Source organism: Kocuria carniphila, from assembly GCF_004136555.1.
In the GTDB taxonomy this organism is placed as follows: domain Bacteria; phylum Actinomycetota; class Actinomycetes; order Actinomycetales; family Micrococcaceae; genus Kocuria; species Kocuria carniphila.
The window spans coordinates 167,240-193,499 of record NZ_NOIT01000002.1; the positions used below are offsets into that span (position 1 = coordinate 167,240).

At 64.8% G+C, this 26,260-nt stretch carries 24 protein-coding genes; 15 read left to right on the forward strand and 9 right to left on the reverse strand.

What is annotated here, in order from left to right:
• Positions 1 to 24: 24 nt before the first annotated feature.
• Positions 25 to 702, reverse strand: coding sequence for a Crp/Fnr family transcriptional regulator (locus tag EWV37_RS02205; protein WP_016996325.1), 678 nt, complete (start codon positions 700 to 702; stop codon positions 25 to 27).
• Between the two features lie 250 nt (positions 703 to 952).
• Here EWV37_RS02205 and EWV37_RS02210 point away from each other — a divergent pair, with 250 nt between their 5' ends.
• Complete coding sequence (locus EWV37_RS02210) at positions 953 to 2,137, forward strand: MarP family serine protease (RefSeq protein ID WP_095796438.1); 1,185 nt, start codon at positions 953 to 955, stop codon at positions 2,135 to 2,137.
• Here EWV37_RS02210 and EWV37_RS02215 read toward each other — a convergent pair whose 3' ends face one another.
• From EWV37_RS02215 to acs, 3 genes are all read right to left on the reverse strand, one after another.
• Positions 2,138 to 2,962, reverse strand: coding sequence for a glycine betaine ABC transporter substrate-binding protein (locus EWV37_RS02215; protein WP_129699603.1), 825 nt, complete (start codon positions 2,960 to 2,962; stop codon positions 2,138 to 2,140).
• 10 nt (positions 2,963 to 2,972) lie between these two features.
• Positions 2,973 to 3,437 carry a type II 3-dehydroquinate dehydratase gene (aroQ, locus tag EWV37_RS02220; protein ID WP_095796440.1) on the reverse strand — a complete coding sequence of 155 codons (465 nt, stop codon included), beginning with the start codon at positions 3,435 to 3,437 and terminating at the stop codon, positions 2,973 to 2,975.
• Between the two features lie 98 nt (positions 3,438 to 3,535).
• Positions 3,536 to 5,488 carry an acetate--CoA ligase gene (gene acs, locus EWV37_RS02225; RefSeq protein ID WP_129699604.1) on the reverse strand — a complete coding sequence of 651 codons (1,953 nt, stop codon included), beginning with the start codon at positions 5,486 to 5,488 and terminating at the stop codon, positions 3,536 to 3,538.
• A 203-nt stretch (positions 5,489 to 5,691) separates the two neighbouring features.
• Between acs and nth the strand changes: the two genes are divergently transcribed.
• On the forward strand, positions 5,692 to 6,555 hold the full coding sequence (gene nth / locus EWV37_RS02230) for an endonuclease III (RefSeq protein ID WP_129699644.1): 864 nt from the start codon (positions 5,692 to 5,694) through the stop codon (positions 6,553 to 6,555).
• 17 nt (positions 6,556 to 6,572) lie between these two features.
• Positions 6,573 to 7,340: an NUDIX hydrolase gene (locus tag EWV37_RS02235; RefSeq protein ID WP_095796443.1), complete on the forward strand. Its 768-nt coding sequence runs from the start codon at positions 6,573 to 6,575 to the stop codon at positions 7,338 to 7,340.
• 68 nt (positions 7,341 to 7,408) lie between these two features.
• Here EWV37_RS02235 and EWV37_RS02240 read toward each other — a convergent pair whose 3' ends face one another.
• The 3 genes from EWV37_RS02240 to EWV37_RS02250 all read right to left on the reverse strand — a co-directional run bounded on the left by EWV37_RS02240 (position 7,409) and on the right by EWV37_RS02250 (position 11,251).
• Positions 7,409 to 9,175, reverse strand: a complete 1,767-nt coding sequence (locus EWV37_RS02240) for a bifunctional 3'-5' exonuclease/DNA polymerase (protein WP_095796444.1) — start codon at positions 9,173 to 9,175, stop codon at positions 7,409 to 7,411.
• A 96-nt stretch (positions 9,176 to 9,271) separates the two neighbouring features.
• Positions 9,272 to 9,826 (reverse strand): DUF1697 domain-containing protein, encoded by a 555-nt coding sequence (locus EWV37_RS02245; RefSeq protein ID WP_129699605.1) that lies wholly within the window; start codon positions 9,824 to 9,826, stop codon positions 9,272 to 9,274.
• Between the two features lie 9 nt (positions 9,827 to 9,835).
• Positions 9,836 to 11,251, reverse strand: a complete 1,416-nt coding sequence (locus EWV37_RS02250; RefSeq protein ID WP_129699606.1) for an aldehyde dehydrogenase family protein — start codon at positions 11,249 to 11,251, stop codon at positions 9,836 to 9,838.
• An 84-nt stretch (positions 11,252 to 11,335) separates the two neighbouring features.
• Here EWV37_RS02250 and EWV37_RS02255 point away from each other — a divergent pair, with 84 nt between their 5' ends.
• Positions 11,336 to 12,010 (forward strand): peptidyl-tRNA hydrolase, encoded by a 675-nt coding sequence (locus tag EWV37_RS02255; protein ID WP_016996314.1) that lies wholly within the window; start codon positions 11,336 to 11,338, stop codon positions 12,008 to 12,010.
• A gap of 33 nt (positions 12,011 to 12,043) precedes the next feature.
• Here EWV37_RS02255 and EWV37_RS02260 read toward each other — a convergent pair whose 3' ends face one another.
• On the reverse strand, positions 12,044 to 12,742 hold the full coding sequence (locus EWV37_RS02260; RefSeq protein WP_095796447.1) for a Type 1 glutamine amidotransferase-like domain-containing protein: 699 nt from the start codon (positions 12,740 to 12,742) through the stop codon (positions 12,044 to 12,046).
• A gap of 278 nt (positions 12,743 to 13,020) precedes the next feature.
• On the opposite strand from EWV37_RS02260, the gene ssd reads away from it, so the two are divergent.
• From ssd to EWV37_RS02295, 7 genes are all read left to right on the forward strand, one after another.
• Positions 13,021 to 14,031, forward strand: coding sequence for a septum site-determining protein Ssd (gene ssd / locus EWV37_RS02265; RefSeq protein ID WP_238663008.1), 1,011 nt, complete (start codon positions 13,021 to 13,023; stop codon positions 14,029 to 14,031).
• On the forward strand, positions 14,028 to 15,242 hold the full coding sequence (locus EWV37_RS02270; RefSeq protein ID WP_129699607.1) for a TadA family conjugal transfer-associated ATPase: 1,215 nt from the start codon (positions 14,028 to 14,030) through the stop codon (positions 15,240 to 15,242). Before ssd ends, EWV37_RS02270 begins: the two co-directional genes overlap by 4 nt.
• On the forward strand, positions 15,239 to 16,030 hold the full coding sequence (locus EWV37_RS02275; RefSeq protein WP_129699608.1) for a type II secretion system F family protein: 792 nt from the start codon (positions 15,239 to 15,241) through the stop codon (positions 16,028 to 16,030). The genes EWV37_RS02270 and EWV37_RS02275 overlap by 4 nt, the downstream gene beginning before the upstream one ends.
• Positions 16,027 to 16,620, forward strand: coding sequence for a type II secretion system F family protein (locus tag EWV37_RS02280; RefSeq protein ID WP_095796450.1), 594 nt, complete (start codon positions 16,027 to 16,029; stop codon positions 16,618 to 16,620). Before EWV37_RS02275 ends, EWV37_RS02280 begins: the two co-directional genes overlap by 4 nt.
• A gap of 80 nt (positions 16,621 to 16,700) precedes the next feature.
• The gene (locus tag EWV37_RS02285) at positions 16,701 to 16,949 is read left to right on the forward strand and encodes a DUF4244 domain-containing protein (RefSeq protein WP_238663009.1); all 249 of its coding nucleotides are present in this window, start codon (positions 16,701 to 16,703) and stop codon (positions 16,947 to 16,949) included.
• 177 nt (positions 16,950 to 17,126) lie between these two features.
• Positions 17,127 to 17,462 (forward strand): TadE family type IV pilus minor pilin, encoded by a 336-nt coding sequence (locus tag EWV37_RS02290; RefSeq protein ID WP_238663010.1) that lies wholly within the window; start codon positions 17,127 to 17,129, stop codon positions 17,460 to 17,462.
• Complete coding sequence (locus EWV37_RS02295) at positions 17,449 to 17,916, forward strand: Rv3654c family TadE-like protein (RefSeq protein ID WP_256382219.1); 468 nt, start codon at positions 17,449 to 17,451, stop codon at positions 17,914 to 17,916. Before EWV37_RS02290 ends, EWV37_RS02295 begins: the two co-directional genes overlap by 14 nt.
• Positions 17,917 to 17,973: 57 nt before the next feature.
• Here EWV37_RS02295 and EWV37_RS02300 read toward each other — a convergent pair whose 3' ends face one another.
• Complete coding sequence (locus EWV37_RS02300) at positions 17,974 to 20,322, reverse strand: DEAD/DEAH box helicase (RefSeq protein WP_129699610.1); 2,349 nt, start codon at positions 20,320 to 20,322, stop codon at positions 17,974 to 17,976.
• A gap of 251 nt (positions 20,323 to 20,573) precedes the next feature.
• On the opposite strand from EWV37_RS02300, the gene EWV37_RS02305 reads away from it, so the two are divergent.
• The 4 genes from EWV37_RS02305 to topA all read left to right on the forward strand — a co-directional run bounded on the left by EWV37_RS02305 (position 20,574) and on the right by topA (position 26,220).
• Positions 20,574 to 21,038, forward strand: a complete 465-nt coding sequence (locus EWV37_RS02305; protein ID WP_095796455.1) for a pyridoxamine 5'-phosphate oxidase family protein — start codon at positions 20,574 to 20,576, stop codon at positions 21,036 to 21,038.
• 3 nt (positions 21,039 to 21,041) lie between these two features.
• Positions 21,042 to 22,772: a DUF7059 domain-containing protein gene (locus EWV37_RS02310; protein ID WP_129699611.1), complete on the forward strand. Its 1,731-nt coding sequence runs from the start codon at positions 21,042 to 21,044 to the stop codon at positions 22,770 to 22,772.
• A gap of 10 nt (positions 22,773 to 22,782) precedes the next feature.
• On the forward strand, positions 22,783 to 23,217 hold the full coding sequence (locus EWV37_RS02315) for a pyridoxamine 5'-phosphate oxidase family protein (RefSeq protein WP_095796457.1): 435 nt from the start codon (positions 22,783 to 22,785) through the stop codon (positions 23,215 to 23,217).
• Positions 23,218 to 23,337: 120 nt separating this feature from the next.
• The gene (gene topA / locus EWV37_RS02320) at positions 23,338 to 26,220 is read left to right on the forward strand and encodes a type I DNA topoisomerase (RefSeq protein WP_095796458.1); all 2,883 of its coding nucleotides are present in this window, start codon (positions 23,338 to 23,340) and stop codon (positions 26,218 to 26,220) included.
• The last annotated feature ends 40 nt before the right edge of the window (positions 26,221 to 26,260 follow it).

The following is a 26,260-nucleotide window of genomic DNA, read 5'->3' on the forward strand; positions in this document are numbered from 1 at the left end:
ACACGCGACCGCCGCGCGGAAGTCTTAGCGCGAACGCTGCTTGAGGCGCTGCAGGTCCAGGATGACCACGGCGCGCGCCTCCAGACGGATCCAACCGCGCTGTACGAACTCGGCCAGGGCCTTGTTCACGGTTTCACGGGAAGCGCCCACGAGCTGAGCCAGCTCTTCCTGGGTGAGCTCGTGAGCCACCAGGATGCCGTCCGTTGCGGGGCGGCCGAAGCGGTCCGCGAGGTCGAGCAGTGCCTTGGCGACGCGGCCCGGAACGTCCGAGAAGACCAGATCGGCCAGGTTCTCGTTGGTGCGGCGTAAGCGGCGGGCCAAAGCCTGCAGCAACTGCGCGGAGACCTCCGGGGAGCGGGTGATGACCTTGCGCAGGTTCTCGTGCTTCAACCCGGCCAAGCGCGTCTCGGACACGGCGGTTGCCGAAGTGGAGCGGGGGCTCGGGTCGAACAAAGCCATCTCCCCGAAAATCTCACCCGGGCCCATGATGGCCACCAGGTTCTCGCGGCCGTCGCTGGCGGTGCGGCCCAGCTTGATCTTGCCGGAAATGATGAAGTAGAGCTGATCTCCGGGATCGCCTTCGTAGAAGAGGGCGGAGCCGCGGGAGAGGTCAACCTCGGTGATCTCCTCGGTCAGCGCGGAAAAAGCTTCATCGTCCAGTGAAGCAAACAGCGGGGCGCGGCGGAGGACGTCGGTATCCAAGGTGGTTCTCCTCAACAGTTGGGGGTGCGCCGACTGAAGGCGCTATTTGTCACCATCGTAACGAGTTTCACACTTCACGGGGCTGACAAGCCCTTGCGCTGAGTGTGAACGCATCGTGTGACGGGTTTATGACGGTCTGTGATCAGCGTAACGCACGGTCCGGTTTCACGGTTTTCTCAGACCCGAGCCCTAAGCTCACTAACTACTTGTCTACCGCCCGCAGCCTGCGGCGCGACCTCGAAGGACGTACATGAACCTGGCACTTAACCTGCTCGACATCATTTTGGTGATGGTGTTGGTGGGCTACCTGATCGCTGGGCTGTCCAGGGGTTTCTTCCGCTCGCTCGCCTCACTGGTGGGCTTTGTGCTCGGCGCTGTGGCCGCGTTCTGGGCGGGGCCATGGATCTCCGCGCAGGTGGGTTCCGAGCTGCGCATCCCCTTTGTTCTCGTCACGGTGCTGGGTCTCCTGGTTCTCGGGCAGATTTTGGGCGGGCTTGTCGGAAACTTTCTGGCACGTCTTACCGAAAAGACAGGTTTGGGTGTGTTGGACCGCATTGGCGGGGGCGTTCTGAACGTTGCCGTTGCGGCCATCGTGCTGGCGCTGCTCGGTTCTCTAGTGGGCCAGTTGGGTATGCCGTCTCTGTCGCAACAGGTGGCGAGTTCCTCCGTGCTGCGCACCATTGAGAAGTACACGCCGGAGCCGGTCCGTGAGGCCATGACCCACACGCGCGACGCCGTGAGTGGTTCCCAGGGCATCCGCCAACTCGATTCTCTGCTGTTCCCCGTTGAGGCGGCCCCCGAACCGGAGCAGACCACCGACTCCAACGCGGTGGAGGCCGCGGGCCAGTCCGTGGTGCAGGTTTACGGCACCGCGGATCAATGCGCACAGAACCAGACCGGTTCAGGGTTCGTGGCCGCGTCCGGACTGGTCGTCACCAATGCCCACGTGGTGGCCGGTGTCGATCAGCCCGTGGTGCAAACCCGCGACGGTCGCGTGTATCAGGCCCACGCCGTGCAGTACGACGACGCTTCGGACCTCGCCGTGCTCTACGCCCCGGATCTGCCGGAGGCACCTTTGCCCATGAGCAATTCGGTGGAGCGAGGCCAACAGGTTTCCTTCGCTGGGTACCCGCTGGGCGGTCCGTACACGGTGCGCCCGGCAACGATCCAGGGTGAGGCGTTCGCCCCGGTCCAGAACGTGACCACCGGTGACACTCTCTCGCGCAGCATCATCCAGATCGCGGGTCGTGTGGAACAGGGCAACTCCGGCGGACCCATGTTGGACGCCAACGGCAACGTGGTGGGCGTGATCTTCGCCAAGGCGGTGGAGGGCGAGGCCGGCTACGCGATTCCCATGGAGCAGGTCACCACCATTCTGGAAGCCGCGGCAGGGTCGACCGCCCCGATTGCCACCGGCGAGTGCGTGATGTCCTGATCAGGCGAACCAGCCGTTGACCGTTTCAGGATTACGTTCCATCCAGTCCCGAGCCGCTTGCAACGGATCCTTGCCGTCCAGGTTCACGGCGCGATCCATTTCATTGACGGCCTCTAGCGGGTAATTGATCCGGGCCACCACGCGGCGAGTTTCCTCCGGAAGGTTGTCCCAGCTCTGGCGGTACGCCAAGAGCGACGCACGATCGGGTGCGGGGAACGCCCCGAGCGGATCGGCCAGCGGGCGCAGCTCGTACACGTCATTGAGGTACTGCGGCTGCCACAGGGGAGTGGCGAACCAATCCCCGGCCTTCATGCGCTGGTTGACGGTGTCGATGATGGCCTGCAGGTCACCGATCTCCTGATGCCAGCCGAGCGAGGCCAAACCGTAGGACTCGATGAGCTGCTCGGAGCGCATGGTCAACCCCGCGCCGGAAGTGGTGCCCTGCACGGTGAGCGTGGTCATCCGTTCGGCCACCCCGGGCTTGGCCAGGTCCTCGAGCGAGAAGACCAGATCCTCTGGGATGTAAGCCGGAACGGCCCAGTAGAACATGCAGCCCTCGTAGAGCACGGCGGCTTCGACCGCATTGTCCTTGACCTGTTCCCAGTAGACCTCGTGCCCGCCGGGCAGCCAGGCGTCCGCGAACAGATCCATCTCACCGGCGGCCAGTTGCGGATACATCTCCGGGTGCGGTCCTTCGACCACGTCCACGGTGTGGCCCAGTCGCACCAAGACCTCCTCCACCACGGCGGCCGCTACCTGGTGGAAGGATTCGTCGATGCGTCCGTAGACCAGACGAGCGTTCGAAGACTGTTCAGCGGTGGTCATGGAGAGGGTCCTAACTGGTCGACGTGGACGAAGTCTTGTGAAGTTCGTTGGCCACGACCTGCACGCCCAGCTCGTACCCGAGCACACCGGCACCGGCGATGACGGCCGTGGCCTGCGGGGACACGAAGGAGACGTGGCGGAATGATTCGCGCTGGTGCACATTGGAAATGTGGACTTCCACAATCGGGATTTCGCACATCTCCAGGGCGTCATGCACGGCGATCGAGTAGTGGGTGAGGGCCGCGGGATTGATCACGATTCCACACGCATCGGTGCGCGCCCGCTGGATCCATTCCACGATCTGGCCTTCGTAATTGGACTGTTCGAAGATCACGTCCAGTCCGTACTCGGAAGCCTTCGCGCGCACGTTGGCTTCAACGTCCGCGAGGGTGGTGTGGCCGTAGATCTCGGGCTTGCGCGTTCCGAGGGTGTTCAGGTTGGGGCCGTTCAACACGAAGATCGGGAGCTCGCTCATGCTCCCATTCAACACGACTTCAACGCGACGACGCCGCTCGGCGACCGTTTCGGACGAAAGGTCACCGAGCGGCGTCGGCGGTGGGTGAAGGCGATCGGCTACTTGGTGCCGAGCGAATCCACGATCTGCTGCATGACCGTCTGGTCCGCGAGCGTGGACACGTCGCCCACGGGACGATCCTCGGCCACGTCCTTGAGGAGGCGGCGCATGATCTTGCCGGAGCGGGTCTTGGGCAGCTCGGGGACGATCAGGACTTTCTTGGGCTTGGCAATCGGGGAGATCTCCTTGCCCACGTGAGCGCGGATCTCTTCGGAGAGTTCAGCCTGGTCGCGGCCTTCGGAGGTCGCCTGGTCCGAGAGGATGACGAACGCGAACACTGCCTGACCGGTGGTCTCGTCCGCGGCACCCACCACTGCGGCCTCGGCCACGGACGGGTGGGACACCAGAGCGGACTCGATCTCCGGGGTGGAGAGACGGTGGCCGGACACGTTCATGACGTCGTCCACGCGACCCAGGATCCAAACGTCGCCGTCGGCGTCGCGCTTGGCGCCGTCACCGGCAAAGTACTTGTCGCCGAACTGGGCCCAGTAGGTGTTGACGAAGCGATCGTCGTCACCCCAGATGGTGCGCAGCATGGACGGCCACGGCTTGCGGACGACCAGGAAACCGTCGGTCTCGTTGGGCAGGGAATTGCCGGCGTCGTCCACGACGTCCACGGCGATACCCGGCAGCGGGATCTGTGCCGAACCCGGCTTGGCCTCGGTCACGCCCGGCAGCGGGGAGATCATGATGGCGCCGGTCTCGGTCTGCCACCAGGTGTCCACGATGGGGCACTTGCCGCCACCGATGTGCTTGTGGAACCAGGTCCACGCCTCCGGGTTGATGGCCTCGCCCACGGTCCCCAGCAGGCGCAGGGTGCTGAGGTCGAATTCGGCGGGGATGTCCTCGCCCCACTTCATCATGGTGCGGATGGCGGTGGGGGAGGTGTAGAGGATGCTCACGCCGTACTTCTGCACGATCTCCCAGAAGCGGCCGCGGTGCGGGGAATCCGGGGTGCCTTCGTAGATCACCTGGGTGGCGCCGTTGAGCAGCGGACCGTAGGCGATGTAGGTGTGGCCGGTGACCCACCCGACGTCTGCGGTGCACCAGTACACGTCCGTCTCGGGCTTGAGGTCGAAGACGTTCTTGTGAGTGAAGGCAGCCTGGGTCAGGTAACCGCCGGTGGTGTGCAGGATGCCCTTGGGCTTACCGGTGGTGCCGGAGGTGTAGAGGATGAACAGGGGATCTTCAGCACCCTGCTCGGAAGGGGTGTGCTCGGTGCTTGCGGCTTCGAGAGCCTCGTGCCACCACACGTCACGGCCGTTCTCGAAGGGAACGTCGCTGCCGTTGCGCTTGACCACGAGCACGTGCTTGACGGACTCGCCACCCTTGGACAGGGCCTCGTCCACGGCGGGCTTGAGCTGGGTGGGCTTGCCACGGCGGTAGGAACCGTCCGCGGTGACCACGAGCTTGGCCTCGCCGTCGTCAATGCGGGAGCGCAGGGCGTCTGCGGAGAAGCCGCCGAAGACCACGGAGTGGATGGCACCGATACGGGCGCAGGCCAGCATGGTGATGACGGCTTCCGCGATCATGGGCATGTACACGGCCACGCGGTCGCCCTTGGAGACACCCAGAGCTTCCATGGCGTTGGCGGCCTTGGAGACCTCGTCCTTGAGCTCCGAGTAGGTGTAGGACTTGCTGTCACCGGGCTCGCCCTCGAAGTGCAGGGCCACGCGATCGCCGTTGCCGGCCTCCACGTGACGGTCCACGGCGTTGTAGGCGGCGTTGAGCTTGCCGTCCTCGAACCACTTGGCGAACGGCGGATTGGACCAGTCCAGGACCGAGTTGAACGGGGTGGACCAGCTCAGTAGATCGCGGGCCTGGTTCGCCCAGAACTCCTCACCCTGATCCTCAGCCTGCTGGTACAGCTCTGCGGTGGCGTTCGCCTGCGCGGCAAATTCCTGGCTGGGCGCGTACGTGCGCTGTTCCGATGCGTTTGAGTCCTGAGACATGGCACTCCTTCGTGTGTCGCTACATGGCCATTGACCGCGCAAGTACTCCCTGCGTGGCGCAGTTCACATTTGATCCCAGCGTAGTGGACTTCTCGTTGCCACACCCAACCGAACCGCGGGCGTGAAAAATCAAGTCGTGCTGTGACATCCCGGGCCTCGAAACGCGTTTGACCCGGGGTGCCCGGCCCAGCATGATCGAGACTATGGACAACCCCGTAGCTGCCGAGCACATCCGCCACGTCACGCCGGATGAGGCAGCCAAGGCGGCAGCGCGGCGTCGTCGGGCCGGGGAGGAAAGCTCACTCTCCGTGACCCGCCGAGCGCGGAAGATCCAGCGGATTCTCGCCGAAACCTACCCGTACGCCGTGGCCGAATTGGATTTCGACGACGCCTGGCAACTTCTCGTGGCCACGGTGCTGTCCGCGCAGACCACCGACGTGCGCGTGAACTCGGTGACGCCCATCCTGTTCGCGACCTACCCCGGGCCGCAGGAACTAGCCGAGGCCGAACCGGAATCCGTGCAGGAGATCGTGCGGCCGCTGGGCTTCTACCGCTCCAAGGCACGATCAATCCAAGCGCTCGCCAATCGCGTGGTGGACGAATACAACGGCGAGGTGCCCGGGAAACTCAAGGATCTGGTCACGCTGCCGGGGGTGGGGCGCAAGACCGCGAACGTGGTGCTCGGCAACGCGTTCGGGGTTCCGGGCGTCACCGTGGACACGCACTTCGGGCGGCTTGCCCGCAGGCTGGGATGGACCACCCAGGAGGACCCGGTCAAGGTGGAAAAGGACGTCACCGCCCTGTTTCCGCCCAAGGTTTGGACGGAGCTGTCCCACGAGCTGATCTACCATGGCCGCCGCATCTGCCATTCGCGGAAGCCCGCTTGCGGAGTGTGCCCGATCGCGGATTTGTGCCCCTCCTACGGAGAGGGCCCCACCGATCCGCAGGTGGCGCGCAAGCTACTCGCCTATGAATTGAAACCCGGCCGCGAAGAACTGTTGGACCGGTACATGAACGGTGCCACGCGGCGAGAGCTGCGGGCCGAGGGGCACACGCTCAGCGCGTGAGTCGTGAAAGGACACCCATGAAACCTACGTCGCCCGGAACCGTTCACGCCCGCGAACAATTGTTGAAGTTGGCCCAAGAGGGGCACACGGTCTACATGGAGGACCGCGAGCCGTGGCGGATCGGAGAGCTTGCCGAGGACTACCGGCAGTCTGCCGTGCTGATCCTGTTCGGTGCGCTGGACCAAGTGCCCTCGGAATACGAGGAGCACGGTGAGGGGCCGGGGCGCGACTTGGACGTGTTGCTCGTCCAACGCTCGGCGAACCTGCGCTCGCACCCCGGTCAGGTGGCGTTCCCAGGCGGTCGCCTGGATCCACCGGACGGTGAGTTGGGTGAACTGATGACCGTTCCCGGTGGCGAGGTGAGCGCTCCGCACGTGCGCGGTGCGCTGCGGGAGGCCCATGAGGAAACGGGACTGGACCCGGACGGCGTGGAGGTGCTCGGAACCTTGCACCCTGTTCCACTGCCCATCAGTAATCACATGGTTACACCCGTCATCGGGTGGTGGCAGAGCCAGTCCGAGGTGGATGTGGTCGACCATGCCGAGTCCTCGCTGGTGTTCCGGGTTCCGGTGCTGGATCTGATCAACCCCGCGCACCGTTACTACGCGACTGTGACCCGAGGGAATCAGACCTATAAATCTCCGGCCTTTGACGTGCGGGTCAACGAGACCGGCGAAACCGTCACCGTGTGGGGGTTCACCGGCATTGTGATCGATCGGATCTTGGAATGGCTTGATTGGTCGGTCGAATGGGACCACAACGACAAGCGTCCGGCTCCGCTGTAAACCCGTGACGACCTGCCCGGGAAGGCTCAGCAAGTAGCGGGCAGGAGCATGTTTGCTCTGGTCGCGGTCTACTTTGCGTCCGCGTAACTGGTGACCACGCTCGTGGCCACCGGAACTTCCACCGGTACACGGCCGAACACGGTGCGCACCGCCTGATCGGCGGCGTCCAGAACCACTTGCTTGACCTGTTCGGCTTGTTCTTGAGCGCAGTGAACCATGACCTCGTCATGCAGGAAGAAGACGAGGTGCGCGTCCAACCCTTGCCGGTGCAAGCCCTGGCGGATGTGTCCGAGCCAGGCCAACGCCCACTCGGCAGCTGATCCCTGCACCACGAAGTTCCGGGAGAACCGGCCATGGGTCCGCGCCGCTTGGGTCGCGCGGCGCTCACCGGCGGCGGTTTCCGTGGCACGTTGGATCTCGAACCACTCTGGTTCCGGAAGTGGCGACCAACGCCCGAGATAGGTGCAGACCTGTTCTCCGCGTTCACCCACGCGGGCAGCGTGTTCCACATAGCCCACGGCCCGCGGGAACATGCGGGTGAGGTGCGGCATGAAACGGCCGGCCGCTCCCTGGGTTGCTCCGTACATGGCACCGAGTAGTGCGACCTTGGCGTGGGGCCGTTCCTTCAACTCTGAGCCGCGCTCCTGTCCCTGTTGGGCGATGGATTCGTACAGATCTCGATCCCTGGAGGCCTGAGCCAGGGCATCATCGCGGGCCAGGATGGCCAGTACGCGGGGTTCCAGTTGGGCGGCGTCGGCAACGACCAGGGTGCGACCGGGATCCGCGCGCACCGCATCGCGAATGAACTTGGGGATCTGCAACGCTCCGCCGCCGCGTGCGGCCCAGCGGCCGGTGACCACGCCGCCGACCACGTATTCGGGGTGGAAGCGGCCGTTGGTGACCCACGTGTCGAGCCAGTGCCAGCCGGTTGCAGAGAAAATGCGCGACAGTTTCTTGTACTCGAGGACGGGGGCCACGATCTCTTGTCTGCGAGGATCCGGTTGCCCTGCCACCACGGTCCACTCCTTGATCACCCAGGCACGTGTGGAATCGATGTCCACACCGGCGGTGCGCAGCGCCTTGAGGAGCTCGGGAGGAGAATCGGGATTGAGCGTGGGGGCAGCCAGGACTCGGCGAATCTCCTCGGCCAGCTTCTGCATGCGGATGGGGCGTTCGCCCTCTTTCGGGCGGGGGCCCATGGCGTCGGTGAGAATCTGTTCGTGGATTCCTGGATTCCACGGGATTCCCTGGTGACGCATGGTGGCTGCCACCAGCGCACCCTGCGATTCGAGACCCAGCAGCATCTCCAACCGTTTGGGGTTGCGTGCCGTGCTCACGGCGCGGATCTGTTCGGCCAGTTCTGCGACCAAGTCATCCAGGCCGGGACCGCGGTCCGTGGCCATGGCGAACAGCGAGGTTTGTGAGTCCTCCACCGGACGAGGACGTGGACCGGGAACATGTCGGGGGTCTGCCGGTTCGATGACTGGGGTGTACTGCATAGGCCGTGACTCGCCGGAATCGGGGTCCGGTGCTCCGGACCCCGGAGCGTCAGACGCGGTGGCCAGGATCGTTGCGCACAGTCCCAAGTCCCGGCATTTGGTGGCCCACACATCTGCTTCGCACAGGAGCGCGGCGGGCACGGACGTATCCATCCAGGTCCAGACGGGCGGCTGCACGCCTGCTTCCAACGCGGCGGCTTCGCGTGTGGAGACTATGCCAGGGAATTCCTGGTCCGTGACCGTCAGTGGTTGCCCCGCCCGCTGACCGTTGGCCGTGACCACCTGCAGGGTCCAGCCTCCGGCCCCGGTTTCCGCGGGAGCCACCACTATGTGCATGCGCTCATTATCGCGTGGGGCACTGACATGCTCCGGGCGGGCTCAGCGCTCCGCAATGAGTTCGAGTTCGAAGCCGTCCGAAACGCACACACTTTTTCAGTCCGGCGCCGCCACGTCCAGCAGTTCCGCGACCTTTCGAACCGTGCGCATGTTCCGGGCGGTGATGGTCATGTCCGGCAGTTGTTTACCGAGAGCGACCGGCAGTTTGGAAGCATGGATTCCCTTGTCACTGCCGTACCAAATATAGATTTCCGATCCGTCAACCACGATGCGTTCGTCGTCGTGGATCGGTAGCGCGGCCAGATCCAGCTCGGGGACGGGACGGTCGCAGAAGTGCACTTGATACAGCTTGTCGTCGGTGGCGATGTCGCGCAGCGGATCTGCGGCCAGCACCGCCGACAGTTCTTCGAACGTCCGGTGAACGACCGGGCTCAGGACACCGAATTCCGATTCGATGGCCGCTGACAACGTTTTGGCGAACTCCGCGGGGTCGCCTTGACGAACACAGATTAGGTTGCCGCTCTGCAGGTAAGTCTTCACCTCTTGAGCGCCGAGCTGTTCCGTGAGGAGGGCACGCAGCTCTGCCATGGGAACCCTGTTGTTGGCTCCCACATTGATGCCACGCAAGAAGAAAGCCGTTGGTCGGTTCATGGTCAGATCCTACGACCCAGGTGCCCTCCGCTTCTTGTCTCCGACCGGTGAGGTGGCCCGGTCCAACACGGATTTCACCGCGCCGTGGATGGGCGGATAGATCACACCCAGCGTCTCCGGTTTCAAGGGTTTGGAGAGCACCGCCCGCTGATGAGTGAACGTGTCGCGTGACCATTTACCGTGGTAGGTCCCCTGGCCACTGGCACCCTTACCGCCGAAGGGCAGATAAGGACTACCCACATGAGCGACCGGGATCCCGATGCTGACTCCACCGGAGGGCACCTCGTCCATGATGTAGTCGCGAACGGACTTGTCCGTGGCGAAGATGTACAGGGCCAAGGGAGCGTCCCGTGTGAGCATTCGCTGCACGGCTTCCTGAGGACCGCGCACCGGCAGGATGGGCAGGACCGGGCCGAAGATTTCCTCGCTCATCACGGGATCGGATTCGGCCACGGGGTACAGGACGGTGGGCGCGATATAGCGATCCTCCCGATCCACGTCACCGCCGCACACGATCTGCTCCGAACCCTTGGCCGGGAGCATGGCACTCACGCGATCCACCGCGCCGGTGTGGATCATGCGCCCATAGTCTTCCGATTCCTGCGGCCGAGCTCCGAAACTCTCGCGCACGGCTCGCGCGAGTTCCTCCGCCAATGACGCCGCAATGTCCTGGTAAGCATAGATGTGATCCGGTGCCACACACGTCTGGCCGGCATTGACGAACTTGCCCCACACGATCCGGCGTGCGGCCGCATGAAGGTCGACATCGTTGTGCACGTATGTGGGGGACTTCCCACCCAGCTCCAGGGTCACGGGAACGAGATGGCGAGCTGCGCGTTCGGCCACCGCGGTGCCCGTGGCGGTGGAACCCGTGAAGAACACGTGATCGGGGCGGGCATCGATGAGGGCAGTGGCGGCGTCGGCCTGGCCGGTGACTACGGCGACGGCTTCTTGGTCGAAGTAGCGCGGGACCAGCTCGGCAAAGAGCTGTTCGACGGCCGAACTGATCTCACTGGGCTTGATGACCACGCAGTTACCCCCGGCCAGCGCGCCCATGAGCGGAGAAAACTGCAATTGCAGCGGGTAGTTCCACGGCGAGATGATCACCACGACACCCAGCGGGTCGTACCGCACCCACGAACGGGCGGGAAAAAACTGCAACGGCGTGCGAACCGGCTGGTCCTTGTGCCATTTCTTGAGATTGCGACGTGTGTGTTTGAGCTCGGTGATCACCGGATAGATCTCGGTCATTGTGGCCTCGAACGGAGATTTCCCCAGGTCTTCGCCCAGCGCCCTTTGCCACTGCTCCTTGTGATTGAGCAGCATCGCTTCGAGCGCGTTGAGCTGTCCCCTGCGCCATTCCACAGAGCGGGTCCGCCCGGTACGGAAGGTGCTTCGGAGCCTGGCCACAACGTCAGCGTTCATGGATTCAGGTTACGGGTGGCTCCTGACATGCACAGCAGAACACCGGTTGTGGGGAGCGCGGATGCCGCGTGACACAGTAGAAAGATGTCCGACCAGATTCCCGATGATCACGACATCCCCTGGGCCATGCAATTGGTGGTCTACAGGGATCGGCAGTCTCCTGCGCGGCAGGTGGACGTGGCCGAGACCGCCGCGCGCGCCGTCGTCGCCCTGCTTGCGGACCCGCGATCCGCACCTGACGGCCCCTGGTACCCGGCCGTGAAGCACTGGCGCGACGCGCGTATCCGCAAACTGGTGCGCCGCGCGGACGGCAAACGCTGGACCGACGTTCAGGAACTCGACGGCGTGACGGTCACCCAGGCAGGTAGCGGGGAATTCGGCGACGCCGCCGTGCGCGCCTTTGTGCCCGGCCCGGTCAAACCGCTGCCCAAGGAACTGAACAAACTTCAGGTTTCGGGCACAACTTTTCCCGACGACGGCGCTTCAAACGTTACTGACGCGAAGGTCACCGTTGAGGTGCGGCCGGGGCTCGAGATGACCAGTGGCAAGCTTGCGGCCCAGTGCGCCCACGCCGCGCAATTGGCATGGGAGGCCATGTCCGAAGCCGAGCGGGAACAGTGGCGGGCGGACGACTTCAGGGTGCGGGTCGATGAACCGCGTGAGGCGGAGTGGGCAGCTGCCACTCGGCCGGTTGCCGTGGTGGACGCCGGGCTCACCGAACTCGACGGGCCCACCGAGACGACTCGTGCGTGGTGGTAGTGGGACATCAACCGGAACGTTTTCGTGAGCGGGCTACTGTGGCTCGGCGGATTGAAGCCTGACTCCTACGTGATCCCCGGCAGGAGTAATCCACCAGGCCAGCCCAGATCCCAGGACACGAGGATACCGCGCGTCATCCAGGTGGAGGGCAGTGTCTTCGTCCACGGCGACGGCGGATGACACGCCACCGGACGCCACCACCGCAATCGCCCGAGTCAGCGTGCCCGCCTGCGAGGCGTGAACGTCAACGGTCCACGGCACGATACCGATCCCCGCTTGCACGGTGAGGGCCTCCAGATCTTCTGAACATTCGGATGCGCACACCTCAATGCCGTCCATCGTGTATCCGCCGAGAATTGCGTACTCCGCGGCAATCATCGCCCCCGCAGAGAAACCGAGGTAGGGCGCACCCTTGCCGACCAGGTCACGCAGCTGTGGCATCGAAGCCGCGAGCGCAGAGTGATAATCGGGGGTTCGTCCACCGCCCACGATGATCGCGTTGAATCGTTGCAGGTCGCCGACGTCGCCGCTGAGCGGGAGGAGATCGATCCGGTCACGCACGGCGTGAAGGAGTTCGAGGTACGGGCCAGCGCTGTGCTCAGTGGTGACGGCATCACCGGTCAGGAACAAGCCGATGCGGCCGGAGCCGAGGGCGAGGCACTTCTCGAGAAAGGGAGCCACACAGCCTGGACTCGTGGAATCGGGACCCCCACCGACGAGTGTGATGTTCATGGTGCAAGTCTGACTCGTTGACGTCCGCCTGGCGAGGGTGCACTCGCGGTGACGTAACTGCACAGGCCTGATGACTGCCGTGGAGGGTTGGTCCTGACTCCACAATCGGGACCCAAGGTGGTCCTCAAAGCGGGTGATTCGACGACCGTAAGGGCATGACCCCTCCAGCGCACAGGTCCCCGAACACGGCGGTGATTCCGCGGACGCGCAGAGCCCAGCGCACCGACCCTGACCGTGCGACCGTCGATCGACGTAGCCGCGACTTACTGGCAGCAGCCTTGACCAGAACGGTCCATCTTCTGAGCACTGATCCGCAGCTCATCGAATCCGTAGAAGCCGTGTGCGTGAGCTGTCGCGTGGAACTGACGGTCACCGACAGCCTCGCCGACACGAAGGGCGCGGACACCTTGCTGGTCGATGCGGCGTCGGAGGTCGAACGCGTTCCCAACGGAGCGATCATCGTCGCCTTGGCTTCCCACCAGTCAGCGTGGGAACTCGCGGCCCGCAGCGCGGCGAGCGCCGTCGTCGTGCTCCCCGACGCCGCCGAATGGCTGGCCGAGATGCTCGCGCGCTCCGAACACGAAACAGGCGCGATCGAGCTCGGACGTGTCCTCGGCGTGGTGGGTGCAACGGGTGGTGTGGGCGCTTCGACGCTTGCGTGCTGGCTCGCCCAAGAATTCTCGGAGACCGGTGCGCCCACCGCGGTGGTCGATGCCGACCCCGGTGCAGCGGGCCTGGACTTGGTGCTCGGAACGGAATCCGAGGACGGCCTGCGCTGGCCCGAGTTGCACCAGTTCTCGGGTGCTGTGGCGGCGGATCAGTTGTGGGCGGCCATGCCGAGCGCGGGATCTCTGCGTTACCTCTCCTGGGACCGCCAGGGCACGCACGCCTCCAGTGTTCCGGTGGGCACCGTGATCCACGCGCTGAGAAGCGCGGCGACCTATCTGGTCGTTGACCTGAATGCGGACCGCCTCGAGGAGCAGGCTCAGTGGTGCTCAACGGTGCTAGTGCTCACTCCGCGCACCGTCAGGGGAGTTCTGGCGGCGACACTGGCAGTCCAGCGCTGCGGCGAGATCCCAGTGATGACCGTCCTGACCGGGCTCAACGTGGCGGACGTGGATGCAGCCATCGTGGAATCGGCAACCGGAGTCGGTTGTGCCGGCTCCCTCACATTCGACCCACGCCTCCCTCAAGAGCTCGACAACGGTGCCGTGTTGCAGCGGGGCAAACGCGCGAAACATGCGAAAGCCGTCCGTGCCATAGCCCAGCAGGTGGAGGCGCGGTCATGAGCGGCACGGAACTCGACACTCAGTTCACGGAAGACGTCCGCAATCGTTTACTGCAGGAAGGTGGTGCCCTCACTGACGCCCGGATTGCCCGCGCCATCCAGGACACCGGCCGCGTGCTCGGAGCGGTGGGATCTATCCGGGCGGTACAGCACATCAAAGCCGAGCTCACGGGACTCGGTCCGCTCGAACCGCTCCTGCCCACCGAAGGGCTCAGCGACGTGTATGTCAACGGGCACGAGAACGTGTTCGTGGAGACCCTCGGCGGCGTGACCCGGGTGCCATCTCCTTTCGCGAATGAGGCAGATGTTCGCGCGCTCGCGGTGCGTCTCATCACGGCGGCCGGTCGTCGGCTCGACGACGCCAACCCATGCGTTGACGTGCAGACCGCCACTGGACTACGTGTCCACGCCGTGATCCCACCGGTGTCCACGAGCGGCACGTTGCTGTCCATCAGGTTTCAGGCTCCTCAGCGGTTGTCCCTGACCGACTTGGTGTCCTCGGGATCCATCCACCCGTTCATGGCGGACGTGCTGTGTACGGCCATCTCCGCAGGGGCCAACTTGATGATCAGCGGGGCCACGGGGTCCGGGAAAACCACCGTCCTATCCGCGCTGTTGTCGCAGTGCGATCCGTCCGAGCGTCTGGTACTCATCGAGGACGCAGCCGAACTGAACCCGGAGCATCCTCACGTGGTGGGGATGCAGGCCCGGCACGACAATGTGGAGGGCAGCGGCGCCGTGGACCTGGCAGCGCTGGTGCGCCAAGCCCTGCGGATGCGCCCGGATCGTCTGGTGGTCGGGGAGTGCCGCGGGGCCGAAGTCCGTGAGCTCCTCACGGCGTTGAACACCGGACACGCCGGCGCCGGAACCGTGCACGCGAACTCTGCGCAAGCTGTTCCCGCCCGCTTGGCGGCGCTGGGCTCGCTCGCCGGGATGAGCCGCGAGTCCGTCGAGTTGCAGGCTGCCAGCGCCCTTGACTTGATCGCCCACGTGAGCAGGGGAGTGGACGGCAGACGCTTGGAGACCCTGTGCACGCTCGAGCTGTCAGGCGATCAACTCATCACCCTGGCGGCGTTGAGCTGCGATGGTGGAGAACCGGTCAAGGGCCCGGGATGGCCACGTGTGGCGGAACTGTTGTCACGCCCCGCAGCTCGCGCGAGCGCATCTGACTCTGCATTTGTCGGCGCAGCACACCCGCAGGGTGCGTCATGATCCTCGCCCTGTCCGTGGGAAGTCTCATCGCCGCGGCGGGCCTGATGTGGGCCGGGGGAGCGGGTAGCCGCGCCCTCGTCGTCCACAGCGTCGGGGTCGCACGGAGCCATGACCCAGAACGCCAACGGACTTCGCTGGCCACGGTGTCCTTCGCATCCCGCCACTGGCGACGGGACCGCGCGGCGGAAGCGGCCCAATGGGTCACTCTGATCCGACGGCTGGCGGCTCTGCTCAACGCCGGTCGCAGTCCGTCCCTCGTATTCGGCCAGGCCTCCCGGGCCACGAGCCAGAGCCCCGCCAACCCCACAGCCGCCTGGATCGAACGTTTGTGCCGCGACGTACATGCGGCGTCGGAGCTGGGTGTCCCAGCCTCCGTAACCCTGGGCCGGATCGCGCAATCCACTCCGGACGTGTCTGACCACGAACTCGCTCGCTGGGCCCGCTCCGTCAGCGTGCAGCTAGCCGCGTGTTGGGAGATCTCGGAACGCTCCGGAGCATCTCTGTCGAAGACCCTGAACGGCTTGGCTGATTCTGTCGAATCACAGATCGATGCCCAGGCCGCTCGCGACAGCGCGCTCGCCGGTCCCCGAGCCACGGTGCGTGTCCTTGCGTGGCTGCCGGTCCTCGCACTCGGTCTCGGAATGCTCATGGGGACCGGCCCGATCACCACCCTGATCACCACACCGTGGGGCCGAATCGCACTTATTGCGGGAGCTGTCCTCACGGTGGCCGGTCGGTTGTGGACCCGCCAGCTCATGCGGCACGCCGAGGGGGTGGACGGACCATGACCATTGCCCTGGCCACTGGACTCTTAGTAGCCGTAGCGTTTTTCGTCTGGTCATCGCCGCGCGCGGTCGCGTTGTCCTCAACGGGTCCCGCTGGCTCGATCTCAGCACCGACCGACGACGCCGCTCTGTTGGCTTCGCACGGCAGCTCGCCCGGGTTACCCGCCGCCACACTCGTCGAGCTGACAGCAACTCAGCTTGACGCTGGACTACCTCTCGCGGAGGCAGTCTCCGTGCTGGCCCACAGCACTGCCGGGACCGGTCATCCCGAGCTTCAAAGGGTTGCCGCAGCACTTCGACTGGGTCTGGACTGGGACACCGCGTGGTCATCGGCCAACGAGTCACCCAGAGCGTTACTGGACTACCGCGATGCGCTCGAATTCACGGCGACGTCCGGGGCGGCGTCGGCGACGGTCTTGCGGGGGCAAGCCGAGCAAGTAAGGCGAGCCCAGTTCCGTCGAGCGGAACGTGCCGCAGAAGCGCTATCAGTTCGACTGGTGCTGCCGCTCGGACTGTGTTGTCTACCCGCCTTCATGTGCTGGGGCGTGCTGCCCGTGCTCATGAGTTTGCTGCCCAAGGTGTTCGCCTCATGATCCGCGGCCGAGCGCCGCCCGCGGGCCGCGACATCAACCCCAGATCCCCGCTCGAATCACCCACCACACAGGAGAACACCATGTCCCACACCACCGTCACCATCGTCCCCGCAGCTCCGCAGGTCATCCAGCCCGATGCCGTGCTGGAAGCCCACAGCACCGAACTCGTTCTTAGCTCGGATCACCCGGATCTCGGCGCATCCACCGCGGAATACGCAGTGATCGTCCTGGCAGCCGCCGCGTTCGGCGGCGTCATGGCCGCAGTGCTGTCCTCTGACTCCGTATCGGGTCTGCTGCTGGGCATCATCCAGAAGGCTCTGTCGGTGTAATCCGATGGGAGCAACACCGTTGGGTGCGCCTCGATGGTGAGGCGTGCCCAACGGACCCACCTGAGTTCTCGGAAAGGCACCGACGTGAGAACAGAGCAACCTTGGACCTCTTTTTCCACCGCTGGCTCACGGTCAGGCAGAGAGTCCAAAGACCCCTGCGATAGGGGTGCCGTCACCGTGGAAACCGCGGTCATCATGCCCGCTCTGGTGTTATTGCTTGCGGTCATGCTGGCCGCGGCGGCAGCCGGGATGACACTGGTCCGTTTCGAAGAAGCGGCTCGAGCGTCTGCCAGGGCCGCTGCTCGAGGGGAAACCGTGGCCGTCGCCCAAGAGCGAGCACGAGAGATCGCAGGGGATGATTCCACGGTGACCGTTGCCGCCGGCTCCGACCGGGTCAACGTGACGGTCAGCGGACCGGCACCGGGGATCCTGGGCCAGTGGAGTAGCTGGACACTTCAAGCTGATGCCATGGCCGTGACCGAAGGAGCGAGGAACGCAGATGTGGGCCCGTAGTGTTCCGGAAGCGGACAGGTGTCGTTCGGTCTGGTCGAGTCCGCATCGGGATCGCCAGACGGCCGCACGTGGGAGTTCCAAGAGTCGGAACCACCCCGATGAAGGGTCAGGAACTGTCCACGGCATGACCATCGCCGTGCTCATGTGTGCGCTGCTGATCGTGATCCTGTTGCTCGGGCAGGCGGGCATCTCGATGCACCGGGCCGCCAAAGCCGCAGACCTCGCCGCGCTCGCTGCAGCCGACACGGCCCGGGGCTTAGCGAGCGGCGTGCCTTGCGACGTGGCCCGGGCCGTAGCCCAGGAGAACGGCGCGGTCATGGATCACTGCGACCTGGTGAGTCCCGAACAAACCACCGTGGATGTCCGCACGAGCATCGCGCTGTTCGGCCCATTGGAACCGCTGGGCCCGGCCATTGGAATATCACGGGCCGGACCGCCGCCGGGAGAGCCGTGATGCAGTTCGATATCGGTGAGGTGAGTTATCCGTACGCCCTCGGAGACTGCTTAGCGCTCATTCCGCTGATGTGGCAGCCGGAGCGAACCGCAGCAACCCGTTCAGCAGCTTGAGCGCGTCGGCTTTATCCAGCGGATTGTTGCGGTTTCCGCACTTGGGAGATTGCACGCAGGACGGGCAGCCGGTCTCGCATTCGCACGCGGCAATGGCATCACGGGTGGCGGTGATCCAGCGGTGAAACATGTCGTAACCGCGCTCGGCGAAACCAGCACCGCCGGGGTGGCCGTCGTGCACGAAAATGGTGGGGAGCTCGGTGTCAGCATGCAAGGCGGTCGACAGCCCACCCACATCCCAGCGGTCACACGATGCCAACAACGGGAGCAGCCCGATCATGGCGTGCTCGGCCGCGTGCAGGGAGCCGGGGATGTCCGGTTCCTCGATTCCCATGGCGGCCAATTGAGGCTGGTCCACGGTGAACCACGTGGCTGTAGTGGTCAATTGGCGCGGGGGTAACTCCAACGGTTCTTCGCCTACCACTTCGTTGGAGGCGGTGAGTTTGCGCTGGAAACTGATCACCTGGGTTGTCACGTCCACGCTGCCGCGGTGAATGGTGATGGGACCCCAGCGTTGGGTGTCAGCCACGGAACGCACTCGAACTTCCGTCACATCGCGGGCCACAGTATAGAAATCCGGGAACGCGTGCCGCACGGAGGCCACGCTGAGTTCCTCGTCCAAATCCTCGACCAGGTACGTACGGCCCTGATGCACGTACACGGCTCCGGGATGTGCTTGGTAGTGGGACTGCGGAGCACCCATGGTTCCCAGCACCGCGCCGGTCTCGGATTCGATGATCTGCACGGGCCCGCCGTCCCCGGAACGGATGGACACCATGTCCGCGGGCCGTTCGGAACGCGTCCAGAACCAGCCGCTCGGGCGCCGTCGTAAGTGGCCGGCGGCCTCAAGGGATTGCACCACATCGTGGGCGGTGGGCCCGAACAACTCGAGTTCAGTGGTCCGGATGGGGAGCTCGGCCGCCGCGGCGCACAGGTGCGGTGCGAGCACGTACGGATTGGACGCCTCGAACACCGTGGCCTCCACGGGCACGTCAAAAATCGCCTCGGGGTGGTTCACCAGGTAGGTATCGAGCGGATCGTCTCCGGCGATCAACGTGGCCAGTGCATGTTGACCAGCACGCCCCGCGCGGCCGATCTGCTGAGTGAACGAGGCTCGGGTGCCGGGCCACCCGGCGACCAGGACGGCGTCGAGCCCGGTGATGTCGATTCCCAGCTCGAGCGCAGAAGTGCTTGCAACCCCCAATAGGCGACCGTCGCGCAGGGCCTGTTCCAGTTCCCGACGTTCCTCCGGGAGGAAACCCGCCCGATACGCCGCGACTCGGTGCGCCAGCGACGGGTCAACCTCTTCGAGTTGCCGGTGCGCGATCTGAGAAATCGTCTCGGCACCCCGGCGCGACCGAATGAACGCAATCGTGCGGATCTGCTGCAGCACCAAATCAGTGAGCATGTCCGCTGACTCGGCGGTCACCGTGCGTCGTGAGGGCGCGTTGTTATCGGACCCTCCCGGCGACTGCTCCGGCTCCCACAACACCACGGTGCGCGAACCATGCGGCGAGGTATCGCGCTCCACGGCCGTCACCTCGTCAGGTGAGGCACCGATTAATCGCGCAAACGATTCCTGCGGTGATGCACTGGTCGCGGAGGCCCCCACAAAGACCGGGTCCGCCCCGTAATGAGCGGCAATCCGCTTGAGGCGCTTCATGAGCACGGCCACGTGCGAACCAAATACGCCCCGATAGGAATGAGCCTCATCGATGATCACAAAGCGCAGCCGCCGGAAGAATCGCGACCAGCCCGTGTGATTGGGCAGGATGCCGTGGTGGAGCATGTCCGGGTTGCACAGGATCACGTCCGCGTGGTCGCGAATCCAGCGGCGCTCGCCGGTGTCGGTGTCACCGTCGTAGGTGGCCGCGCGCACGTCGTCGAAACCCAGCGACCGAAGGGACATCAATTGATCCGCCGCAAGTGCCTTGGTGGGCGACAAGTACAGCGCCGTGGCTTCCTCGGGGTGGTGTAACAGTCCAGGTCGGGAGGCGATGGCAAGTTTCCCACGATGAACGGCGTTGAGCACCAGCGACTGATACACCAGTGACTTGCCGGAGGCCGTTCCGGTGGCCACGATCGCGTGCCGAGGCGCCGTCATCGCCGCGACTTGATGAGCGAACGGTTCATGAATCCCCAGCCGCTCGTACGCCCGGCGGACGGCCGGGTGGATCCACTCGGGCCACGGTGCATATTCGGCCTCGCGCGCGGGTAGTTCGCGGACATGACGAACCTGCTCGGGCTGCGGTCCGCGGCCGAGCAAATTGACCATGTCCTGGGAAGAACTCACCGTCCTATTCTTCCGTACGCAGCAACACGCATAAGCCGCCCGAAATAGTCGTCTCGCTTCCCCCGGCCATCGACGGCGTCACACGGAAACGTCCCCGACTTATAACGATCCCGTCTTGCAACGACGCCGCCGCGACCAGCCCCCGTGCCGCTCGCCCTCCACAACGGGCGCGGTTTCGTCATACGGCAGTGATCTGCGCCAATTTAGCGGTGGTCTCCCCGCTGACACGGCGCGCATGGAATTATGGGGATATGAGCACTCCGGAGCAGGGACACCCCATGAACATTGCCAAGTCACACGATCAGCAGGACGAGGCCAAGCAGCCGCCCATTCAGGAGCTTTCCGAACAGGAGAGCTGGGACCTGCTCAAGCAGGCACGTTTCGCCCGGCTGGCTACTCGCGACGGCGATGAAATCGACATCACCCCGTTGAACATCGTGACCGACGGTGAGCGCTTGTACTTCCGCTCGGCCAAGGGCACCAAGGTGCTGCAATTGCAGCTGAACCCGCACGTGACCGTGGAAATCGATCGCGCGACCGGCTCCGAGGCCCACTCAGTGGTCGTGCGCGGGACCGCACGCATGTTGACCGAGACCGAAGACATTGAGCGTGTGGAGTCGCTGGGTCTGCGCCCGTGGCTCGAGACCGAAAAGCTAGAGTTCGTGGAGATCACCCCCACCCGCGTCACCGGTCGCAAGTTCCGCCTGGGTCACTGAGCATTGACTGATTTGCCCGCTGCCGCGCCATTTAGCGCGGTGGCCGATGCGCCGCGCTCGCAGGACCCTCAGCTCATTCAGGATCTCCACCGAGACCTGGCAGACAGCAATTTCACCGTGGACGGTGTCACGGACATGCTCGGAGAGCGCGCCATGGACGCGTGGCTGCGGGAGCAACCGGTTCCTGCGCGCGTCGCCCGCGACCGCGCGAGCGAGACACAGCCGCGCCTGGCCGCGGTGATCGCGCTGTTCCTCCTGGGGGACGTCGTTCCCGCTGCGGACGTCGACGCCGCTCTGCCCACCGTGGGTGCCTCGGGGCTTGGGCGCCTTGGCCTCCTGGAATACGAGGGCGGCGGGACCAGGAGCAGCGAGCCGGACAACCTCAGCACCGCCAACGACGACACAGCCAGCAACGGCACCCCCAACGATGGGGCTGCGAACACCGACCTGGTGCGTGCGTCCGTGGATCTGCGCCCCTATTCCACCGATGTTGCGGGCGAGCTCTACGTGGTCAGCGACCTGGGAGCCTTCCAACGCCCCGGTGTGTTGCGCCGTGATCATGTGCTGGGCATTGGCGGAGCCTCACTGACGTTGGTCCGTTCCACCGAACGGCGCGACGTAGACACCGCGCTGGACGTGGGTACCGGCTGCGGCATTCAGACCTTCCACCTGCTCTCCCACGCTCGTCACGTCACGGCCACAGACCTTTCCGATCGGGCCCTGGCCACCACACGGTTCAACCTGGTGCTCAACGCCCGCGCGCTGGATCTGGACCCGTTCGACCTCGAAGCTCGTGCCACCCTGGTACAAGGCAGTCTGCTGGAACCGGTAGCGGGCCAGGAATTCGACCTGGTCGTCTCCAACCCGCCGTTTGTGATTACTCCGCGCCGCAGCAACGAAGCCGACGAGGAGCGTTTCACCTACCGCGACGGTGGCAAGGCTGGCGACCGGCTGGTCTCCGAACTGATCACCGCGCTGCCCGCCGTGATGGCTCAGGGTGCCACCGCTCATCTGCTGGCCAATTGGGAAATCCCCGACACGCCGGACACCGACCCGGAGAAGATTTGGTCCGAACGCGTCGAGGAATGGATCGCCCCGGGCGTCGGCGCATGGGTCATTCAACGCGAGATTCAGGACGTGTGCGAGTACGCGGAAACCTGGTTGCGGGACGCTTCACAGCAACGAGATATCGAAGCCTACGACGCCGCTTATCGCGACTACCTCGCGGACTTCACCTCGCGTCACGTGGGTGCGGTCGGTTTCGGCATGGTCCGCCTCGCGCGTCCGGAGCAACCCGGCGCCGAGACCGAGATCCTCCGGATTTTCGAGCACATCGACCACCCCATTCAGCAACCCATCGCGGCCACCCTGGCGGCGGAGTGGTCACGCGCGGAGGCGATGTTTCGCGGAGAGGCCGCGAGCGGCGTCGTCGCCGATGACGCCTGGCAGGACAAGCATTACTACGTCGCTCAAGACGTCACCGAGGAACGGCACGGCCGTCCCGGGGCCGAGGACCCGGCCCTGATCCTGTTGCGGCAGGGCGGTGGATTGCGCCGCACCGTGGTGCTCAGCAGCGAGGCCGCCGGTTTCGTGGGCGTGTGCGACGGCGAGCTGACGGCCCGCCAGATCCTGACCGCCCTGGGCACGCTGTTGGGGTGGGACGGCGGCCCATCGGAGCAATTGTTACGTGAAATCAGGGCACTCATCACCCACGGCGTGTTGGTGGAAGTGTAAGACTGAAGTTATGAGCACCGGCGAAACCTTTAATCCGATACTGCCCCTCGACACCACTGCCGTGTGGGAGCTTCTGGGGGAGCTTCCGTTCGGCCGCTTGGCCGTGCAGGCCGCAGGCATGGTGGACATTTTCCCAGTCAATTATGTGGCGAAGGACCGTAAGCTGTATTTCCGTACTGCACAGGGCACCAAGCTCGCGAGCCTGGTGGTCAACAATCACGTGGCTTTCGAAGTGGACCGTGTGGTCGGGGATCACGTGCAGTCCGTGGTGGTGCACGGCCGCGCACGTCGCCTGGAAACCCAGGCCGAACGCGACGCCGCCGAGCAGTTGCCACTGAAGCCCTGGGCGCCCACGTACAAGTACCACTTCGTGGTGATCGATGTTGACTCGGCCACGGGCCGTGAGTTCACCATGACCACGGAACCGGATCACGATCCGGCCTGAGCACCTGAACGAGTGGTAAAACCTCTCTTGTGAGACGGTGTGTAACCACGGGGGATTTCGTGCAGCCCCCATTGGAAGGACCAGACCCGCTCGAATCCACGGGTCATGACGAGGAGTACCGTGCCAACCAAGGCCACCAAGAACGCTGAAACCGGCAAGAGCCTGTTGATCGTGGAGTCACCATCCAAGGTGAAAACGATTGCGGGTTATCTCGGCGACGCCTACGAGGTCGAATCCTCGATGGGCCATATCCGAGACCTGCCGCAGCCTTCTGAGTTGCCCACGGACATGAAGAAGGGTCCGTACGGCAAGTTCGCGGTGGACGTGGAACACGGTTTCGACCCGTACTACGTGGTGAACCCGGACAAGAAGAAGAAGGTCACGGAGCTGCGGCGGAAGCTCAAAGATGCGGACGCCCTTTACCTCGCAACCGATGGGGATCGCGAAGGCGAGGCCATCGCGTGGCACCTATTGCAGGTGCTCAAGCCCAAGGTTCCGGTCTACCGTCTGACCTTCCCCGAAATCACCCGAGAGGCCATCGAGCGTGCCTTCGGTCAGCTGCGCGAGCTCGACAAGGATCTCGTGGACGCCCAGGAGACCCGCCGCATCCTGGACCGGCTCTACGGTTACGAGATCTCCCCGGTACTGTGGCGCAAGGTGTCCTCGGGCCTGTCAGCGGGTCGTGTGCAGTCGGTGGCCACCCGCCTGGTCGTGCAGCGCGAACGTGAGCGCATGGCCTTCGTCTCCGCCGACTACTGGGATCTCACGGGCACGTTCGCGCGTCCCGAGGGACAGGACGCAGGCCGCGGCTTCACTGCTCGCCTGTCGTCCCTGAATTCTCAGCGTGTGGCCACGGGCAAGGATTTCTCGGATCGCGGCGAACTGAAGTCCGCTCGCGACGGCGCTCTGGTCCACTTGGACGAGACCTCAGCCACCTCGCTGGCCGCCGGCCTGCAGGACGCGGAGTTCACGGTTCGGTCTCTGGAGACCAAGCCCTATACCCGTCGCCCCGCGGCGCCATTCACCACCTCCACGCTTCAGCAGGAGGCCGCGCGCAAGCTGCGCTTCACCTCCCGCACCACCATGCGCGTGGCCCAGCGGCTGTACGAGAACGGTTACATCACCTACATGCGTACGGACTCCGTGGCGCTGTCCGACCAGGCGATCAACGCTGCCCGCCGGCAAGCGAAGGAACTCTACGGCGAGGACTTCGTTCCCGGTAAGCCGCGCGTCTACTCCTCCAAGTCCAAAAATGCGCAGGAGGCCCACGAAGCCATTCGCCCCGCCGGTGACTCTTTCCGTACGCCCTCGCAGGTGCGTTCGCAGCTGTCCGTGGATGAATTCAAGCTCTACGAACTGATCTGGAAACGCACCGTGGCCTCCCAGATGCAGGACGCCAAGGGATCGACCGCCACGGTCCGGCTGGGTGCCGCTGCGTCTTCGGCCGCGGGTGAGCTTTCCGGCGCCGACGCCGAGTTCTCGGCTTCCGGTACGGTCATCACGTTCCGCGGTTTCCTGGCCGCGTACGAGGAAGGTAAGGACGAAAACCCGGAGGCGGCGGCGTCGTCGGCCAAGGCCAAGGACGAGGACAAGCGACTTCCGGTCATGGCAGAAGGTGACGCCCTGGATGCCACGGACGTCACCGCGGACGGCCACACGACCACCCCTCCGGCCCGCTATACCGAGGCTTCTTTGGTGAAGACCCTGGACGAGCTCGGCATCGGCCGCCCGTCCACCTACGCGGCCACGATCTCCACGATCATGGACCGCGGTTACGTGCAGGTGCGTGGCTCCGCGTTGATTCCATCGTGGCTGGCCTTCTCCGTGGTGCGCCTGCTGGAGGACCACTTCACCGATTACGTGGACTACGACTTCACGGCCGAACTCGAAGAGGATCTGGACCGTATCGCCCGCGGCGAGGAAGAACGGGTCAAGTGGTTGACCGGTTTCTACTTCGGCGATGGCCAGGCCGAGCACGGGCTCAAGCCCATCGTGGAGGACCTGGGCGAGATCGACGCCCGCGCCGTGAACACGATTCCCATCACGGACGAGATCATGCTGCGCGTGGGCAAGTTCGGTCCCTACCTGGAGGTGGGCGGCACGGTGGACCCGGAGACCGGTGAGATCACCGACCCGGTGCGCGCCAACGTGCCCCTGGATCTGGCTCCGGACGAGTTGGACGCCGCCAAAGCCCAGGAGCTCATGGAAATCGGCAAGGCCGACGGTCGTGAACTCGGCATCAACCCGGACAGCGGTCGCATGATCGTCGCCAAGGATGGTCGCTACGGCCCCTATGTGACCGAGGTGATCCCCGAGCCCACCCAGGAGGAGCTCGACGCGATCCCCACGGAGTACTACAAGAACGGTAAGCCCAAGCCCAAGAAGATCGAGAAGCCCAAGCCCCGCACGGCGTCCTTGTTCTCGTCCATGAAGCTGCAGGACGTGACCCTGGACGATGCACTCAAGCTGCTGTCACTGCCCCGCGAACTGGGTGAGGACACGGACGGCGAAACCATCACCGTGCAGAACGGCCGTTACGGTCCGTACCTCAAGAAGGGCTCGGACTCCCGGTCGATTGGTTCCGAGGACCAGATTTTCACGATCACCCTGGACGAGGCCAAGACCATCTACTCCCAGCCCAAGCAGCGTGGCCGCCAAGCGGCCAAGCCGCCGCTCGCAGACCTTGGAACGGACCCCCTCACCGAGAAGCACATGGTGATCAAGGACGGCCGATTCGGCCCGTACATCACCGATGGCGAGACCAACGTGACGGTGCCGCGTGCGGAGAACATCGAGCAGATGACCAACGCCCGCGCCTCGCAACTGTTGGCCGAGAAGCGCGCCAAGGGGCCCGCTCCCAAGAAGACCACCACGCGCGCCCGTTCCACCAAGACCGCAACGAAGTCCAAGACGGCGACCAAGTCGAAAACCGCGAGCAAGGCTACGGCCGGTACCAAGACCAAAGCCACGACCACTCGCAAGGCGTCGACCACCAAGAAGTAGTCCACCGCGGGCCTTGGCCTGCGGCTCAGCAAAGGAACCA